Raw genomic sequence first — 15,532 nt, 5'->3', positions numbered from 1 at the left:
TTAATTGATAGAGCCTAACACGCTCAGGAGCCAGTCCACAGCATGTCATCAACGCCAGATGTATTATCTGCTTCGCCGCGGCGGCAACGCCGAAATGGCCTAGCGCGTTGGTGGCTGGCGGGCCTCTTAGTGAGCTGTTTGTTACCTGCTAGTTTACATCCTTCAGATGCATTGCGTAGCGGTGAGCGCGGTGTGATTATCTGTTTTTGGGTGCCAGCGATGCTGCGTGCTCAATCCGAATGGATAGCTAAGAAGCGTTGCGCGCTGCGCCGCTGGGTACGAAAACAGGCGTGTGTCTATCCTGCTGTCTCGCACTGTTCCCGCTACTTTCTTCATATTCCACATCGATTGGTCGCCGCTATTGATGTGCTGATCCCGCGTGGCCCGCCGGCTCGACTGTTCGCTTATTAAATCTACCCTTATTTGCCTTATATAAAAGGGCGCACCTGAATGGGACGCTCGTGAAGATTTGGAACTTTCATGATTAATAATTTGTTACGTAAAGTCGTCGGCTCTAAAAATGATCGCGACGTTAAGCGCATGCAAAAAAGTGTGCTCAGTATTAACGTTTTAGAGCAAGCGCTTGAAGGGTTAAGTGATGCTGATTTGCAGGCAAAAACAGGGCTGTTGCGTCAAAAGTTAGCAGAAGGCGCATCTATTGATAGTTTATTACCCGAGGCATTTGCCGTCGTGCGCGAGGCCAGTAAGCGGGTAATGAATATGCGCCACTTTGACGTCCAGATGGTCGGTGGTATGACATTGCATCGTGGCCGCATTGCGGAAATGAAAACCGGGGAAGGTAAAACCCTGGTGGCGACGCTTGCCGTATATTTAAATGCGCTACCAAGCAAAGGCGTGCATGTTGTCACCGTTAATGACTACCTTGCTCGCCGTGATGCTGAGTGGATGCGCCCTTTGTATGAGTTTTTAGGGCTCTCGGTGGGCGTTATCTTCGCTGGCCAAACCGGCGAAGAGAAACGCCACGCCTATCAGTGTGATATCACTTACGGCACTAACAATGAGTTTGGTTTCGATTATCTGCGCGACAATATGGCGTTCTCGCTTGAGGATAAAGTGCAGCGTGGTCTGCATTACGCCATCGTCGACGAAGTCGACTCTATTTTAATTGATGAGGCCCGTACGCCATTAATTATCTCGGGCGCAGTGGATGAAAACACTGATTTGTATGGCATTGTCAATCGACTGGCTCAGCAGTTAGAGCAAGGGGAGGCCTCTGAAGATAGTGATGTGCCGGTCACGGGAGACTTCCTGCTAGATGAAAAACAAAAGCAGGTAGAGCTCACCGAGCAGGGACATAACAAAGTTGAAGAGCTAATGCGTGCTGAAGGGCTGTTGGGCGAGGGTGAATCGCTCTATGCCGCACAAAACCTTAACTTGCTTCAGCATATGCACTCCGCGCTGCGCGCACGTCATCTTTATCATTTAGACGTTGACTACATCGTTTCTGAAGGCCAAGTCGTCATCGTTGATGAGCATACTGGGCGTTCTATGCCGGGGCGCCGTTGGTCAGAAGGGCTGCACCAAGCGGTTGAAGCGAAAGAGGGAGTGACGGTTCAGCGAGAGAGCCAGACACTGGCATCGACTACTTTCCAGAACTACTTCCGTTTGTATGAAAAGCTCGCTGGCATGACTGGTACCGCTGATACTGAAGCATTTGAATTCCGGCAAATCTATGGCCTGGATGTGGTCGTCATTCCAACGAATCGCCCGCTTTCCCGTAAAGATCTGAATGATTTGGTCTATCTGAGTGCGGAAGAGAAATACGAAGCGATTATTAAAGATGTGAAGACCGAAACTGAAGCAGGACGTCCTGTTCTAGTCGGTACGGCGTCGATTGAAACCTCAGAGTATCTCGCTCGCCTTATGCGTGAGGCTGGCCTAACGTTTAATGTGTTGAACGCTAAGCAGCACCAGAGCGAAGCGGAAATCATCTCTCAAGCCGGTCGCCCTGGCGCCATTACTATCGCAACGAATATGGCGGGTCGTGGCACCGATATTGTCCTAGGGGGCAACTGGGAGGCTGAAGCAGCTAAGCTGCAAGATCCCACCCAAGAACAGGTAGATGCTCTAAAGGCAGAGTGGCAGAAGCGCCATGACGGTGTTTTAGAAGCGGGTGGCTTGCATGTGGTTGGCTCTGAGCGCCATGAGTCGCGTCGTATCGACAATCAGTTGCGTGGCCGTGCGGGACGTCAAGGTGATCCAGGCTCTACACGTTTCTTCCTCTCGCTAGAAGACAGTCTGATGCGTCTGTTCGGCTCTGACCGTGTGAAGCGCCTAATGCTGGCTCTCGGGTTAGAGCGAGGTGAGGCAATTGAGCACAAGATGGTGTCTAACGCTGTCGAACGCGCCCAGAAAAAGGTAGAGGGACGCAACTTTGATATCCGTAAGCAACTGCTGGAATACGACGATGTCGCTAACGATCAGCGTCGTGTTATCTATGAGCAGCGGAATGAAATTCTTTCCGCTGATGATGTTTCCGATGCCGTTATTGGTATTCGTGAAGAAGTCATGGAAGATGCCATTAGTGATTTCGTGCCGCCCCAGAGTCTTGCTGAGCAGTGGGATCTACCCGGGTTAGAAGCGCATCTTAAAACTGAATTCAATCTTGATGCTCCTGTTACGCAGTGGGCGGCAGAGGACGAGCGCTTCAGTGAGGAGAAGCTGCGTGAGCGTTTACAAGCGATGCACCGTGATGCGTATCAAGCCAAAATTGAGGCTGCTGGAGCCGAGTTGATTCGCCGTTTTGAGAAACAGGTAATGCTTCAGGTGTTGGACACACGTTGGAAAGAGCATCTTCAGTCGATGGATCATCTGCGTCGTGGCATTCATTTGCGTGGCTACGCCCAGAAGAATCCTAAGCAAGAATACAAGCGTGAATCTTTCGAGTTGTTCCAGCATCTACTAACGAACATTAAAGCTGACGTCACGCGTATCTTAAGCCACGTACAGGTTCGCCAGCCTGAAGAGGTTGATGCACTAGAGCAGAAGCGCCGTGAAGAGTCAGTGCGTGAACGAGCGACTGCGGCAAGCCGCCACGATGATCCTAACGCCCAGCAGGAAGATATTTCACAGGAAGCGCCAGGGGCTGATGGCCGCCCGTTGCGTCGTGAAGGGCCAAAAGTAGGGCGCAATGACCCGTGTTCATGCGGGTCGGGTAAAAAATATAAGCAGTGCTGCGGAAAACTAAGCTAATCACGCGTGGCGAAATTGAGCGCAAAGGAGAAAAACATGGCGGTGGGAAATCTTCCTTTTCCGGAATTGCCACCCCTTAACGGGGTGCGCCTGGGCAGTGCAATGGCGGGTATTAAGAAGCCGGATCGTCGTGATGTAGTGGTGATTGAGCTGCCTGAAACTGCCACGGTAGCTGGGGTTTTTACTCGTAATGCGTTTTGTGCCGCCCCAGTGGCCGTGGCGAAAGCGCACCTTGAAGAGTGTTCAAGCGCTGGGCGAGTGCCTCGCTACTGGCTAGTTAATACTGGCAATGCCAATGCAGGTACTGGCGCATCAGGCCTGCAGGATGCTTATGCCAGCTGTGAAGCGCTTGCTGAGCAAATGAGCGTTGATATAAGCCAGGTTTTGCCCTTTTCAACCGGCGTGATCGGCGAGCCTCTACCCATGGAGCGTTTGCTTGCAGGTATACCGAGTGCGCTGAATTCTTTGGCGGATGCTAGTCTCGCTTGGCAGCAGGCAGGCGAGGGAATTCTGACGACCGATACCCGAGCCAAAGGCGCTACGGTAACCGTTCCAGTTGGTGACCAGCAGGTCACAATCAACGGTATTACAAAGGGTTCTGGCATGATTAAGCCCAATATGGCTAACATGCTGGGTTTCGTAGTGACAGATGCAGCGATTGAGCAGCCTTTGTTAGCGAGTTTGCTGCGTGAAACGGTGGATCGCTCCTTTAATTGCATCACTGTTGATAGCGATACCTCAACCAACGATGCGTGCATGCTGGCGGCGACAGGCACAGGCGTTCGTATTGAAAGCGAGGAACAGGTAGCCATTTTCCGTAATGCGCTGCAACGCGTCATGACCGAGCTTGCGCAAGCGATTATTCGCGATGGCGAAGGGGCGACTAAGTTTGTGACGCTCCAGGTGAATGAAGCGACTACTCGTCAGGAAGCGTTGGATGTTGCCTTCACCGTTGCTCACTCGCCGCTGGTGAAGACCGCGCTCTACGCTTCTGATGCTAACTGGGGGCGTATTTTAGCTGCCGTTGGGCGCGCACCGGTTGAGGCGTTCGATGTCAATCAAGTTGTCATTGATTTGGGTGACGTCCGCTTGGTCGAAAAGGGCGGCCGCGCCGACAGTTATACAGAAGCGGCGGGCAGTGCTGTTATGGCGCAAGAGGAGATCATCATTCGCATTAATTTGGGTCGTGGGGAAGAGAGTGCCACTGTGTGGACCTCGGATCTGTCCCATGACTATGTGACTATCAACGCGGATTACCGTAGCTGAAGAGCGCTGAAAAGTAGCTAAAAACAGTTGCAGTGACGTGCTAATGCAGCGAGATAGCGTCGTCTTTGGTTAGGGCGGCGCGCAAAAAGTGGGTAAAGACGTAATGAGTGTAATGGTAAAACGACGAGTTCATGTCGCGGCGGCTGCAATGATCAGCGCCGATCAAAAGCGGGTTCTGATTGCGCGTCGGCCCTCTAATGTCGATCAAGGCGGTCTATGGGAGTTTCCTGGTGGCAAGCTGGCGCCTTATGAAACAGGGCTGGAAGGTCTCAAGCGCGAGCTTCACGAAGAGCTAGGCGTCGAGATTGTACGTGCCCGGCCACTTATCCGCGTTCATCATGAGTATCCAGATAAACACATCTTACTGGATGTTTGGCAGGTACAAGAGTTTGCAGGCGAGCCGTTTGGTCGCGAGGGGCAGGCCGTGCGCTGGGTGCCCATGGAAGAATTGGTAAATTACCCTTTCCCTGCTGCTAACTTGCCTATTCTGCGTGCGGTGATGTTGCCCACAGATTATCTGATTACTGGCGAGGAAGCTGACGAAGAACGTTTCGATAGCTTGTTGGAAAGAGCGCTCAGTGAAGACGGTGTAAGACTCGTACAGCTGCGGGCAAAAAATCTTGATGAAGCGGCATACATTGCCCGTGCTGAGCGCGCCCTGCGCCTTTGTCGTCAGTACGATGCAAAGCTATTGCTGAACGGAGAACCTGCATTGCTTGATGCTGTTGATGCTGACGGTATTCATTTAACGAGCGCACGGTTAATGGATCTTGAGCGTCGCCCGATTGCTGAAAATAAATGGCTCTCGGCGTCTACTCACGATCAAAAGCAGCTTTCTCAGGCAGCGGTCCTAGGCTGTGATTTTGTGACGCTGTCGCCGCTGCGTACCACGCCTTCTCATCCTGAGGTAGCACCGCTGGGATGGCATGACTTCCAGCAACTAGTGGAACGTGCTGGTATGCCGGTATTTGCACTGGGCGGTATGACACGCTTTGATGCTAGCCATGCACGCGCTGTTGGTGCTCAGGGAATTGCGTCTATCCGCGATTTTTGGAAGTGAAGCCAACCGCTACATTGTTAATGTTTTAAATACGGCGCCTGCTCTTTATGGGAGCAGGCGCCGTGTTTGCTATCAACCACGTTTGCCATCAATCGCGATAGCGACGTGTTAGATCACCGTAGGCATCAATACGCCGGTCGCGCAAATAAGGCCAAATGCGCCGGGTGTTCTCACTACGTGCCATATCGATGTTGACTACCAGCTGTTGCGTCTCTTCTCCTGCGTGCGCCAGCATCTCTCCTTGCGGGCCGCACACAAAGCTACCGCCCCAAAACGCAATGCCGCCGCCAACGCCGGAGTGATCGGGTTCGAAGCCGACACGGTTAGCTACCAGGACGGGGAGCCCGTTAGCGACGCCATGGGAGCGCTGTATAATGGTCCAAGCATCTTTCTGACGGGCTTTTTCAGCGTCATCATCATTTGGATCCCAGCCGATGGCAGTGGGATAGAGAAGGAGCTCCGCACCACTGAGTGCCATTAAACGTGCCGCTTCCGGGTACCATTGATCCCAGCAAACTAAGACACCTAGCCGCCCAACAGAGGTGTCAATGGGCGTGAAGCCTTGGCCGCGTTCGTCATCAGCATCGCCTGGGGTAAAGTAAAACTTTTCGTAAAAGGCCGGATCATCAGGGATGTGCATTTTGCGGTATTGCCCAACACGCCCTTTTGCGCGGTCATAAACGACGGCTGTGTTGTGGTAAAGCCCCGCGGCACGTTTTTCAAACAGCGACCCCCCCAGCACAATATTCAGTTCCTTAGCTAGTTCAGCTAGGCGTTGGCCAGTGGGGCCGTCTAGCGGTTCAGCCAAATCAAACAGTGCAGGGTCTTCGTACTGACAAAAGTAGTGAGTGGCATGCAGCTCCTGAAGCAAAACTAACTGTGCCCCTTGGCTAACGGCAGCGCGTATGCCTGCTTCGCTGGCAGCAAGACTACGTGCTTTATCTGGCCACGCAGGCTGTTGAACAACACCGACGGTTAAGCTGTTAGACATGATGGCTCCTTAGGATTCAGTTAGCACTGGGGCAAGCGTGCCTTTCGGTAACTGCATGGTTAAACAGTGAAGGCTGCCATGCTGACGAATGACGCTAGCACACTCAATCGGAATCAACGCGTGTTCTGGGAAGGCGACACGCAGCGCTTGCAGCGCGACAACATCAGCAGGGTCGCCGTAGGTGGGCACTAGTACGGCATTGTTGATAATCAAAAAATTAGCGTAGGTGGCTGGGAGGCGATGGCCATCTTCAGGGTCAAAGCAGGCCTGTGGCCAAGGCAGGGCAATTAATTGGTAGGGCTCACCGTTGCGCTGACGAAACGCCATGAGCTCTTGCTCCATCGCGTTTAGCGCAGGGTAGTGCGGATCGGTCGGGTCGTCGCAGCGGACATACGCAATGGTAGAGGCATTGCAAAAGCGCGCGAGCGTATCAATATGGCTATCGGTATCGTCACCCTCAAGATGCCCATTTGCCAGCCAAAGGACACGGTCGACGCCAAAATCTTCCGCTAACTGAGCTTCAACATCCGTACGCGCAAGTGACGGATTGCGATTTGGATTCAGCAAGCAGGCTTCGGTGGTTAGCAGCGTGCCCTCTCCGTCGGTTTCAATAGCACCGCCTTCTAGTACCATATTCCGTGGAGCGGTGGGGCAGGCCCATACGCCTGCATCGGCCAGCCACTGGGTAAGCCGATTGTCATGCTCGGCGGGGAATTTACCGCCCCAGCCGGTAAACGTGTAATCCAGCATTAGTGGCTGCTGAGTTTCATCCACCACGGTGATTGGCCCATGGTCTCTGGCCCAGGTGTCATCGGTTGGAGCGACAATAAGTGTCAGCTGTTGTTGGGAAATGCCATAGGACTTAAACGTCGCAGCCAGACGGCGGTGGATGGTGTCATCAGAAACGCTGATCAACACGTGCTGATAGTGTGTCGTTGCAATCACGATACGTTCAAGTGTTGCTTCGATGCGCGATAACAGTGGTGCCCAGTCGCCGTCTGGACGTGGCCAAGTCAGTTGCAGGCCGTCTTGGGGGGACCACTCGGGCAATAAACGGTAAGTCTTGTTAGCCAACGTCACAGGTGCTCTTAATAGTCGAAAAATTAATAGCCGAAAAAATGCTTGCCCTAAAGACCTGCCCTAAAGGCCTGCCCTCAAGACAATGAGAATGGGCGCAATTTAGGGGCTTGTTTGCCAACATGCAAGCGTTACCGTGCTTAAGGGAACGGTGAGCATACTTGTTACTCTAACGCAGCGTTCTTACATGCACCCATGCTAAAAAAACCGTACCATGGACGCTTATTACTAAGGAATGATGCCATGCTTGATCGTTTGCCTTTCCTGGTGGGGCTGCGCTACGTGCGCGCTAAACGCCGGAACCACTTTATTTCGTTTATCTCGTTAACTTCAATGCTGGGATTAATGCTTGGCGTGGCAGTACTAATCCTTGTGCTGTCGGTGATGAATGGTTTTGATCACGAGCTTCGTACCCGCATCTTAGGAATGGTGCCTCACACTAAAATTGAATCGCAAGAAGGGTTGGTCGAGTGGCAAGCGCTAGCAGATCAGCTCGTTGAGCGTGAGCGAGTCATCGGTGCAGCGCCTTATGTTGAACAGCAGGGTATGTTTTCGGCAGGCGGTAGAAATCAAGGCGCCATGGTGAATGGCATTCATCCAGACTGGGAAGATCAAGTGTCGATTATTGGCGAGCATATGCGCCAAGGCCAGCTTTCCGATCTGGTGCCTGGCGAGTGGAATGTGGTTCTGGGATCTATGCTGGCACGTCGCTTGGGTGTGGGGGTAGGTGACCGAGTTACGCTACTTGTCCCGGAAGCATCGATTACACCCGCTGGGGTTTTCCCAAGGCTAAAGCGGTTTACCGTTAGCGGTATCTTTAGTGTGGGCGCTGATTTAGACGCTAATCTGGCTTATGCCAATATTGAAGATATGCAAACCTTAGCGCGCTTGGGCGATGCAGTGGGTGGTCTGCGGCTGGAGCTGGATGACCTGTTTGTAGCTGGCAGTGAAACTCAAGCGATCGTTAATGAACTGGGCTCAGGGTACCGCGGCACGGATTGGACTGCTTCCCATGGGAGCCTATTTCAAGCGATTCAGATGGAAAAGCGCATGATTGCATTACTGCTTACTGTCATTATTGCCGTTGCCGCATTTAATATAGTGTCTACGCTAGTGATGGTGGTTACTGATAAGCGAGCGGATATCGCCATTTTACGTACCATAGGCGCCACCCCACGTTCGATTATGGGTATTTTTATCGTGCAAGGGCTAACCATCGGTCTGATCGGTATTGCGATTGGCGTAGCTGCGGGTGTTCTCCTGGCACTGACTATCTCTGATTTGATCAGTTGGTTTGAAACAACTTTCGGTATTCAGTTCTTAGATGCCGGAGTTTACTTTATTAGTGACTTGCCCTCTCAGCTGCAGTGGGGCGATGTGCGCGATATTGTCATCGCTGCCTTTGGTCTGACCTTCCTCTCGACGCTTTATCCCGCTTGGCGGGCCGCTCGGGTTCAGCCTGCCGACGTACTGCGTTATGAATAAGGAAGCAAAACGATGACCTCAAGTACACAGCACTCCGCAGCAGTTATGCTGGAATGTAACAGCCTGACACGGGTTTATAGTGAAGGCCCCCAAGATCTCACCGTATTAGATCAGCTTGAGCTTAAGGTGCATGCTGGAGAGCGTGTTGCCATTGTGGGGAGCTCAGGCTCGGGTAAAACGACGCTGCTAAACCTGTTGGGTGGTCTTGATCGGCCCAGCGCTGGCAGCGTAGTGATTGCTGGCGAGCCATTATCCGGGCTTAACGAAGCGGCATTAGGTCGTTTTCGGAATCGTTATATTGGCTTTGTTTATCAGTTTCACCACTTGCTGGCTGAGTTCACTGCGGTCGAGAATGCCGCACTTCCGTTAATTATTCGCGGCCAGTCTAAAAAGATGGCTGAGCAGCGCGCTATGCAGCTGCTTGAACGGGTGGGCATGAAGGCTCGGGCTGATCATAAACCTGGCGAGCTTTCGGGAGGGGAGCGTCAGCGTGTGGCCATCGCCCGTGCATTAGTGACAGATCCCAGTCTTGTATTGATGGATGAGCCAACCGGAAACCTAGACCAAACCACGGCAAGTACCATTTTAGCGCTTATGGACGAGTTGGCTAAAGAGAGCGCCTGCGCGTTTGTGATTGTAACTCATGATGTCAGCTTGGCTGCTCATCAGGATCGTGTGATGAAGTTGGATAGTGGGCAGTTAATTGAGCAGAAAAACGACTAGTAGCTGGGAGGGCTAGTCGTCGAATTCTGACTCAATGCGGGCCCGGCGCTGCCGTCTCTTCAGGCGGCGGCGCTTCCAATGATGGGAAACATGCCAGCGCCAAATTAGCCGTATGACAATATTGGCAACAATGGCTAATAGTACGGCGGAAATTAACGATCCAAGCATCAGCGGCGGCATGATGTCGTGCATTTGTTCTGCAATCCAGCGTGTTGATATGCGCGATGGCGCCTCTCTCACTGGTGCTTCTAAAAGAAACGTGCCAATTCGATAATTAAAATAAAAAATAACCGGCATGGTGAGTGGGTTCGTAATCCACACCAACCCTACTGAAAGTGCCAAGTTACAACGGCTAAACCTTGCCCCTAGTGCTGCAACTACCATTTGAAACGGTATGGGCAGCATGGCGCAAAAAAGCCCCACGCTGAACGCGTTTGCAACGCTTCGACGTGTTAAAAGCCATAACCCAGGGTCTGCAATTAATGGCGCAATAAAGCGTAGTGAGCGCTGTCGCCTTAATGTGTCGGGTTTTGGCATGTAGCGCTGCAGGAAACGGCGCGGCATGTCAGGTACTCTTGCAATTGGTGCATCCTATTATCCATATAGCGGCGTGCTTCGGCTATGGCGTGGGTATGAATGATCTAGTTCCACGGAGGGAATATGCAACTAGGTGTTGCACTACCTGCTGCCTTGGCAGTATTGCTGGGTGCGCTAGCGGCGTGGTTAAGCGGCCCCGAGGGGCACCTGCAGGTTCTGCTACCAAGCGTGCTTGTGGTGGTGCTTTGCTTGGTTGTGCTTCGGCGTAGCTTATTAATTTGGTTGGTTATTTCAAGCTGGGTTTTTGTCAGCGTGCAGCAAGAGTGGGGGCATCGTTTGCCAAGTGGGCTCAGTGGGAAAGATGTCACCCTGCAGGCTCGAGTAATCAATGTTCAAACGGAAACGGGGTCGTCACGCTTACGCCTGACAGTTGAAACCTGTCTCTCTCCTGAGGGGCTTCCAAGCTGTAGCGCACTGCGCAGTGTGCGAGTAAGTGCTTACGGTGATCAACGCTTCCTCGTTGGCGAGCGCTGGAAAATGACACTTCGGCTTCGTCCTCCCAGTGGCTTTTCTAACCCAAATACGTTTAATTTTCAGCAGTGGTTATGGCGCGAAGGCATACACGCGACCGGTTATGTGCGCCAGGAGCCTAAGCCTGAACGCCTGTCGGAGGCTAAGCTGACACTTCGTCAGAGAGCAGTCGAAACGTTGTCTAGCCAACCGTTGCAAGAGCGAACCCAGCGCTGGCTTGCGGCGCTAACGCTGGGTGATAGTGAGCAGTTGACCCAAGATGATTGGACCTTGCTCAATGCAACGGGTACAACACATTTAGTGGTTATTTCAGGATTACACGTTGGGCTCGTCGCGTCATTTGTACTGCTGTTGGCTCGTTTTACTGCCAGGCTAGTAACGCCTATCCATTGGCGTCTGCGTGCTTGGCCCTGGTGGCTAGCAGGAGCGGCGGCGGTGGGTTACGCCATGTTAGCTGGACTAGCCCCTCCTGCCATGCGAGCCATGATCATGACGCTGTTAGGCCTGTGGGTGCTTAGCGGACGTCATGCACCAGGTGCTTGGCAAGCTTGGTGGCTTGCGCTCGGAATGGTGTTAGTCGTTGATCCGCTTGCACTGTGGCGGCCTGGTCTATGGCTTTCGTTTATTGCGGTAGGCTGGTTGATTATTATTTGGCAAGGTCGTCCCCGACCACAAGGGCTGAAGGGGTGGTGTTGGGCATTACTGCGTTCTCAACTCCTCATCGCACCGCTAATGGCGGCAGCGGTGCTGGTGGCGTTTGGGAGAGTCGCCCCTGCGGCACCTTTGGTGAATCTTGTTGCTGTACCTTGGGTCAGCTCCGTTATGGTGCCTAGTGCGTTATTGGGATGGGTGCTGTCGCCACTGCCTGGGATAGGGCTTTTTGTATGGTGGTGTTTTGAGCAGGCATTGCAGGTTTTCCATCAGCTATTAGTCATTACCGTACAATGGGCACCACTTTTGCAGCCACCATCGGTACTGGTGTTTCCGCTGGTAGGCGCGCTGTTATTACTGTCGCTATGCTGGGGGCTTCCCAACGTTCCTGGGTGGTTACGTGTTGGCGCAACATTGCTACTGTTAAGCTTTCCGTGGTGGTCTCCGGACGAACAGCTTAACCAGGGCGAGCTACGTGTCATTGTTTATGACGTCGGGCAAGGTCAACTGATTGAGTTGCGTAGCGCCAACTACCGATTGCTGTATGACACTGGGCCTCGCTTTCGCAGTGGTTTTATGCCGCTGCAAACCCTTTGGTCTCCAGGCCAATCGTTCGATCACGTTATCGTCAGTCATGCCGATAACGATCATGCTGGGGGTGTCAGTGCTCTTTTAAAAGACCATCGGGTAACGCAATGGTGGGCTCCCCGTGGAGAGCTTCTTCCCGTTGCTAGTAAAGAGTGTGTTCAAGGTCAGCAGTGGCGGCGTGATGGCATTCACTATCAGATACTTTGGCCACCAAAGGGGGATAACGAGCTCACCTCTAATGATCGCTCCTGTGTTCTTCAAGTAAGAGTGGGAGAGCAGCGTTTGCTGATCACGGGAGACGTTGGCAAGGACATTGAGAGGAGAGTCTTAGCCAATGTTATTACGCCGATTAGCGTGTTAGTGGCTGGGCATCATGGAAGCAATACAAGTTCGGGTGTTCAGTTCGTTCAAGTAAGCCGTCCTCGGCATGTCATTTTTAGTGCGGGGAAAGATAATCCCTTTAATCATCCGGTCGACGCGGTAGTACGCCGCTTTCGACAACAGCAGAGCTGTTTATGGAGTACCGCCCAGGATGGCGCTCTCGAATTTAGCCTCACAGCCACTCAACCGATGCAGATCATTCCCATGCGAAAACAACCGGGCGCTCGTAAGCGGTGTTGATGCGCGTCACCATAAGGTAGAATTCTGGCAACTGCACACTAAGGCCGGGAGCGCGTGTGACTGATTCAGGTTGGGTTCTCTACAAGCGATTATTAACTTACGTCAAACCTCACTGGCGCGCGTTCGCGTTAGCGATAGTAGGTTTTATCATTTATGCCGCCTCCAGTACGGCACTAGCTGAAATGATGAAACGGCTTATTGATGGCATCCAGAATCCTGATGCCACCTTTCGTTTACTGCTCCCCATGTTCGTTGTAATTATGTTCGCCTCGCGCGGGCTGGGGACATTTTTAAGCACCTACTTTATGTCCTACGTCGGACGTTATGTGATTCACACGCTGCGCTGTGATGTATTTGCGCACTTACTGCATTTGCCCGGGCGGTTCTTCGATCATCACTCAAGTGGTCATTTGGTATCTCGGGTAACGTATCACGTAGAACAGGTTGCAGGTGCTGCCACGAAAGCCGTCACCATTATCCTGCGTGAAGGTTTATTTGTTATCGGACTGATCGGTTATCTGTTCTGGACCAACTGGATGCTAACGCTGCTGTTTCTTGGCGTAACACCGGTGATTGCTGTTGTGGTGAGTTACGCCAGCAAACGTTTCAGGCGTATCTCCAAACGTATTCAGCACTCCATGGGAGATGTTACTCACGTCGCTTCTGAAGCGCTCTCTGGTTATCGCGTTGTGCGTACGCATGGCGCTGAAGAGTATGAAAAACAGCGCTTTGAGCGGGTAAGCGAAGAAAATCGTCGTCAAAGTATGAAAGAGGCGATGACGCGTGCTGTTAGCTCACCAGTGATTTTGATGCTGGTAGCTATTTCCATGGCAATTCTGGTCTGGTTAGCCATGGCGCCTGCGCTTATGGCAAACATGACCCCGGGTGAGTTTGTTGCCTTTATTACCGCAGCAGCGCTAATGATCAAGCCCGTGCGCCAGCTCACAGAAGTGAATAGCGAGATTCAAAAAGGTATTGCGGCGGCTTCGGAGCTATTTGGCTTGCTTGATCTGACACCTGAACAGGATGAAGGCAAGAAAATACCTCGTCAGCTAACAGGCAACGTGGTGATCGACAACGTCAGTTTTCGTTACGCTGATGATCAGCCTAACGTATTGCGCGATATTAATATTAATGTTGCCCCTGGAGAGCTAGTGGCAATTGTTGGCCGCTCTGGCAGCGGCAAATCAACCTTAGTCAGCCTGCTACCGCGTTTTTATCGGCCTAGCGAAGGGCGCATTTTGATTGATGGTGTGAACGCAGATGATTATGCATTAGGTCCTTTGCGCCAACATATTGCATTGGTATCGCAACAAGTCACGCTATTTAATGCGACCATCGCTGATAATATCGGCTATGGCGTTACCAACCCGGCCCCAGCCGCCATTGAAGCGGCCGCCCAGGCGGCTTACGCCAGTGAATTTATTGAGAAGCTGCCCCAGGAGTATGCCACGGTGGTGGGTGAAAACGGCGTGATGCTATCCGGTGGGCAGCGACAGCGATTGGCAATCGCCCGGGCGATTTTTAAAGATGCGCCTATTCTTATATTGGACGAAGCGACATCGGCACTGGATAACGAATCTGAGCGCTATATCCAGAAAGCGTTGGAGCATGTATGTAAAGGGCGTACTACGCTGGTCATTGCCCACCGCCTGTCCACTATTGAACGCGCTGACCGTATTTTGGTGATGGATCAAGGGCGTATTATTGAGCAGGGGACTCACCAGGCGTTGCTAGAGGCGGGAGGTGCCTACGCGGCGCTGCACCAGCTTCAGTTTCAGGAGAGTGAATGAGCCTGGAGCAACGCTGGCTTAAGGCGGCCTATCTCGGAAGCCGATGGCTAACGCCGTTGTATCCGCTTGGTATTTTATACCGTTATCTTATGGCGCGGCGCACCCTCGACTATCGTTCCGGGAAAAAGCCAGTTGTTAAGCCAGACGTGCCCGTAATCGTGGTGGGTAATATCACCCTTGGTGGAACCGGTAAATCCCCGTTAGTTGCATGGATGGTGAACTGGCTGGTGAAGCAGGGGCGGTCGCCAGGCATTATTACCCGTGGTTACGGTGGTAAAGCATCGCACTACCCGTTACAGGTGACCACAATCACTGATCCTGCCCAAAGCGGTGATGAGCCATTAATGCTGGCGCAGCAAACTGGCTGTCCGGTAGTGGCTGATCCGATCCGTTCACGAGGTGTTCAGGCCCTGGTTGACCAAGGGTGCGACATTGTTGTTAGTGACGATGGATTACAGCATCTGGCGCTAGGGCGTGATATTGAAATAATCGTCGTTGATGGGGCGAGAGGGCTAGGTAATGGGCGCTGTTTGCCTGCTGGGCCGCTGAGAGAATCACCCCGCAGACTAACCCAGGTCGATGCTGTGATTATCAATGGTGAGCAGTGTTGCCCCCTGCCAATAAAAGGAATAGCGATGCAACTAGCGCCGCTAAGCTGGCGTCGAATGCAGGATGGTCAACGTATGCCGCTTACTCCTCTACCATTCATGTTACCTGTGAATGCCGTGGCGGGTATTGGTCATCCTGAGCGTTTTTTTAATACGTTGCGCAGTTTGGGGGTTGAAGGCGAGATGCGTCCGCTAGCGGATCATCAGCGTTTTGATTATCAGACTTTCCGTTTTAATCATCAGCGCCCCGTTATAATGACCGCCAAAGACGCAGTGAAGTGCCAAGCGTTAGCGCCACCCGATAGCTGGGTGCTAGAAGTAGAAGCCGTGCTCCCGCCAGAGTTTGAACACTGGCTGGCAGCTAAATTGTCAGCGCTTTCTTAAAAGG

Annotated in this window: 12 protein-coding genes; 9 read left to right on the top strand and 3 right to left on the bottom strand. The window is 52.5% G+C overall.

Going from position 1 to position 15,532, the window contains the following annotated elements; all coding sequences use genetic code 11:
- Positions 1-42 precede the first annotated feature (42 nt).
- The 4 genes from REH51_RS01635 (at position 43) to REH51_RS01620 (ending at position 5,539) form a co-directional block, all read left to right on the top strand.
- Entirely contained in the window at positions 43-411 is a 369-nt protein-coding gene (locus tag REH51_RS01635) for a hypothetical protein (protein WP_009722021.1), read from the top strand.
- A gap of 69 nt (positions 412-480) precedes the next feature.
- Positions 481-3,213 carry a preprotein translocase subunit SecA gene (gene secA, locus REH51_RS01630; protein WP_009722022.1) on the top strand — a complete coding sequence of 911 codons (2,733 nt, stop codon included), beginning with the start codon at positions 481-483 and terminating at the stop codon, positions 3,211-3,213.
- A gap of 36 nt (positions 3,214-3,249) precedes the next feature.
- Positions 3,250-4,479 carry a bifunctional glutamate N-acetyltransferase/amino-acid acetyltransferase ArgJ gene (gene argJ, locus REH51_RS01625; RefSeq protein WP_498936693.1) on the top strand — a complete coding sequence of 410 codons (1,230 nt, stop codon included), beginning with the start codon at positions 3,250-3,252 and terminating at the stop codon, positions 4,477-4,479.
- Positions 4,480-4,591: 112 nt separating this feature from the next.
- Positions 4,592-5,539, top strand: a complete 948-nt coding sequence (locus REH51_RS01620; protein WP_009722024.1) for a Nudix family hydrolase — start codon at positions 4,592-4,594, stop codon at positions 5,537-5,539.
- Positions 5,540-5,627: 88 nt separating this feature from the next.
- On the opposite strand, the gene REH51_RS01615 is transcribed toward REH51_RS01620, so the two are convergent.
- Both REH51_RS01615 and REH51_RS01610 read right to left on the bottom strand, forming a co-directional pair.
- Positions 5,628-6,530: a carbon-nitrogen hydrolase gene (locus tag REH51_RS01615; RefSeq protein ID WP_498936691.1), complete on the bottom strand. Its 903-nt coding sequence runs from the start codon at positions 6,528-6,530 to the stop codon at positions 5,628-5,630.
- A 9-nt stretch (positions 6,531-6,539) separates the two neighbouring features.
- Positions 6,540-7,610, bottom strand: a complete 1,071-nt coding sequence (locus REH51_RS01610; RefSeq protein WP_009722026.1) for an agmatine deiminase family protein — start codon at positions 7,608-7,610, stop codon at positions 6,540-6,542.
- Between the two features lie 240 nt (positions 7,611-7,850).
- Between REH51_RS01610 and REH51_RS01605 the strand changes: the two genes are divergently transcribed.
- Together REH51_RS01605 and REH51_RS01600 are read left to right on the top strand one after the other, a co-directional pair.
- Positions 7,851-9,092: a lipoprotein-releasing ABC transporter permease subunit gene (locus tag REH51_RS01605; RefSeq protein WP_009722027.1), complete on the top strand. Its 1,242-nt coding sequence runs from the start codon at positions 7,851-7,853 to the stop codon at positions 9,090-9,092.
- Positions 9,093-9,104: 12 nt separating this feature from the next.
- Positions 9,105-9,815 (top strand): ABC transporter ATP-binding protein, encoded by a 711-nt coding sequence (locus REH51_RS01600; protein WP_009722028.1) that lies wholly within the window; start codon positions 9,105-9,107, stop codon positions 9,813-9,815.
- Positions 9,816-9,827: 12 nt separating this feature from the next.
- Here the strand turns inward: REH51_RS01600 and REH51_RS01595 are convergent, their stop codons facing one another.
- Positions 9,828-10,379, bottom strand: a complete 552-nt coding sequence (locus tag REH51_RS01595; protein WP_009722029.1) for a DUF2062 domain-containing protein — start codon at positions 10,377-10,379, stop codon at positions 9,828-9,830.
- A gap of 96 nt (positions 10,380-10,475) precedes the next feature.
- Here REH51_RS01595 and REH51_RS01590 point away from each other — a divergent pair, with 96 nt between their 5' ends.
- Genes REH51_RS01590 through lpxK form a run of 3 tightly spaced genes read left to right on the top strand, consistent with a single transcriptional unit; the run spans position 10,476 to position 15,528 of the window.
- Positions 10,476-12,743: a DNA internalization-related competence protein ComEC/Rec2 gene (locus REH51_RS01590; RefSeq protein WP_234667757.1), complete on the top strand. Its 2,268-nt coding sequence runs from the start codon at positions 10,476-10,478 to the stop codon at positions 12,741-12,743.
- A 56-nt stretch (positions 12,744-12,799) separates the two neighbouring features.
- Positions 12,800-14,536, top strand: coding sequence for a lipid A export permease/ATP-binding protein MsbA (gene msbA, locus REH51_RS01585; protein ID WP_498936689.1), 1,737 nt, complete (start codon positions 12,800-12,802; stop codon positions 14,534-14,536).
- On the top strand, positions 14,533-15,528 hold the full coding sequence (gene lpxK, locus REH51_RS01580; protein ID WP_009722032.1) for a tetraacyldisaccharide 4'-kinase: 996 nt from the start codon (positions 14,533-14,535) through the stop codon (positions 15,526-15,528). The genes msbA and lpxK overlap by 4 nt, the downstream gene beginning before the upstream one ends.
- Positions 15,529-15,532 lie beyond the last annotated feature (4 nt).

This window comes from Halomonas bluephagenesis (assembly GCF_054790765.1).
The sequence above is the reverse complement of the archived record's forward strand: the minus strand, read 5'-3'. Positions and strand labels throughout refer to the sequence as shown.

What these genes read in the sequence shown, in the direction of transcription:
- secA (WP_009722022.1), top strand. Translation starts at nt 481, where the DNA reads ATGATTAATAATTTGTTACGTAAAGTCGTCGGCTCTAAAAATGATCGC.
- argJ (WP_498936693.1), top strand. Translation starts at nt 3,250, where the DNA reads ATGGCGGTGGGAAATCTTCCTTTTCCGGAATTGCCACCCCTTAACGGG.
- REH51_RS01595 (WP_009722029.1), bottom strand. Translation starts at nt 10,379, where the DNA reads ATGCCGCGCCGTTTCCTGCAGCGCTACATGCCAAAACCCGACACATTA.
- REH51_RS01605 (WP_009722027.1), top strand. Translation starts at nt 7,851, where the DNA reads ATGCTTGATCGTTTGCCTTTCCTGGTGGGGCTGCGCTACGTGCGCGCT.
- REH51_RS01615 (WP_498936691.1), bottom strand. Translation starts at nt 6,530, where the DNA reads ATGTCTAACAGCTTAACCGTCGGTGTTGTTCAACAGCCTGCGTGGCCA.
- REH51_RS01600 (WP_009722028.1), top strand. Translation starts at nt 9,105, where the DNA reads ATGACCTCAAGTACACAGCACTCCGCAGCAGTTATGCTGGAATGTAAC.
- REH51_RS01590 (WP_234667757.1), top strand. Translation starts at nt 10,476, where the DNA reads ATGCAACTAGGTGTTGCACTACCTGCTGCCTTGGCAGTATTGCTGGGT.
- lpxK (WP_009722032.1), top strand. Translation starts at nt 14,533, where the DNA reads ATGAGCCTGGAGCAACGCTGGCTTAAGGCGGCCTATCTCGGAAGCCGA.
- REH51_RS01620 (WP_009722024.1), top strand. Translation starts at nt 4,592, where the DNA reads ATGGTAAAACGACGAGTTCATGTCGCGGCGGCTGCAATGATCAGCGCC.
- REH51_RS01635 (WP_009722021.1), top strand. Translation starts at nt 43, where the DNA reads ATGTCATCAACGCCAGATGTATTATCTGCTTCGCCGCGGCGGCAACGC.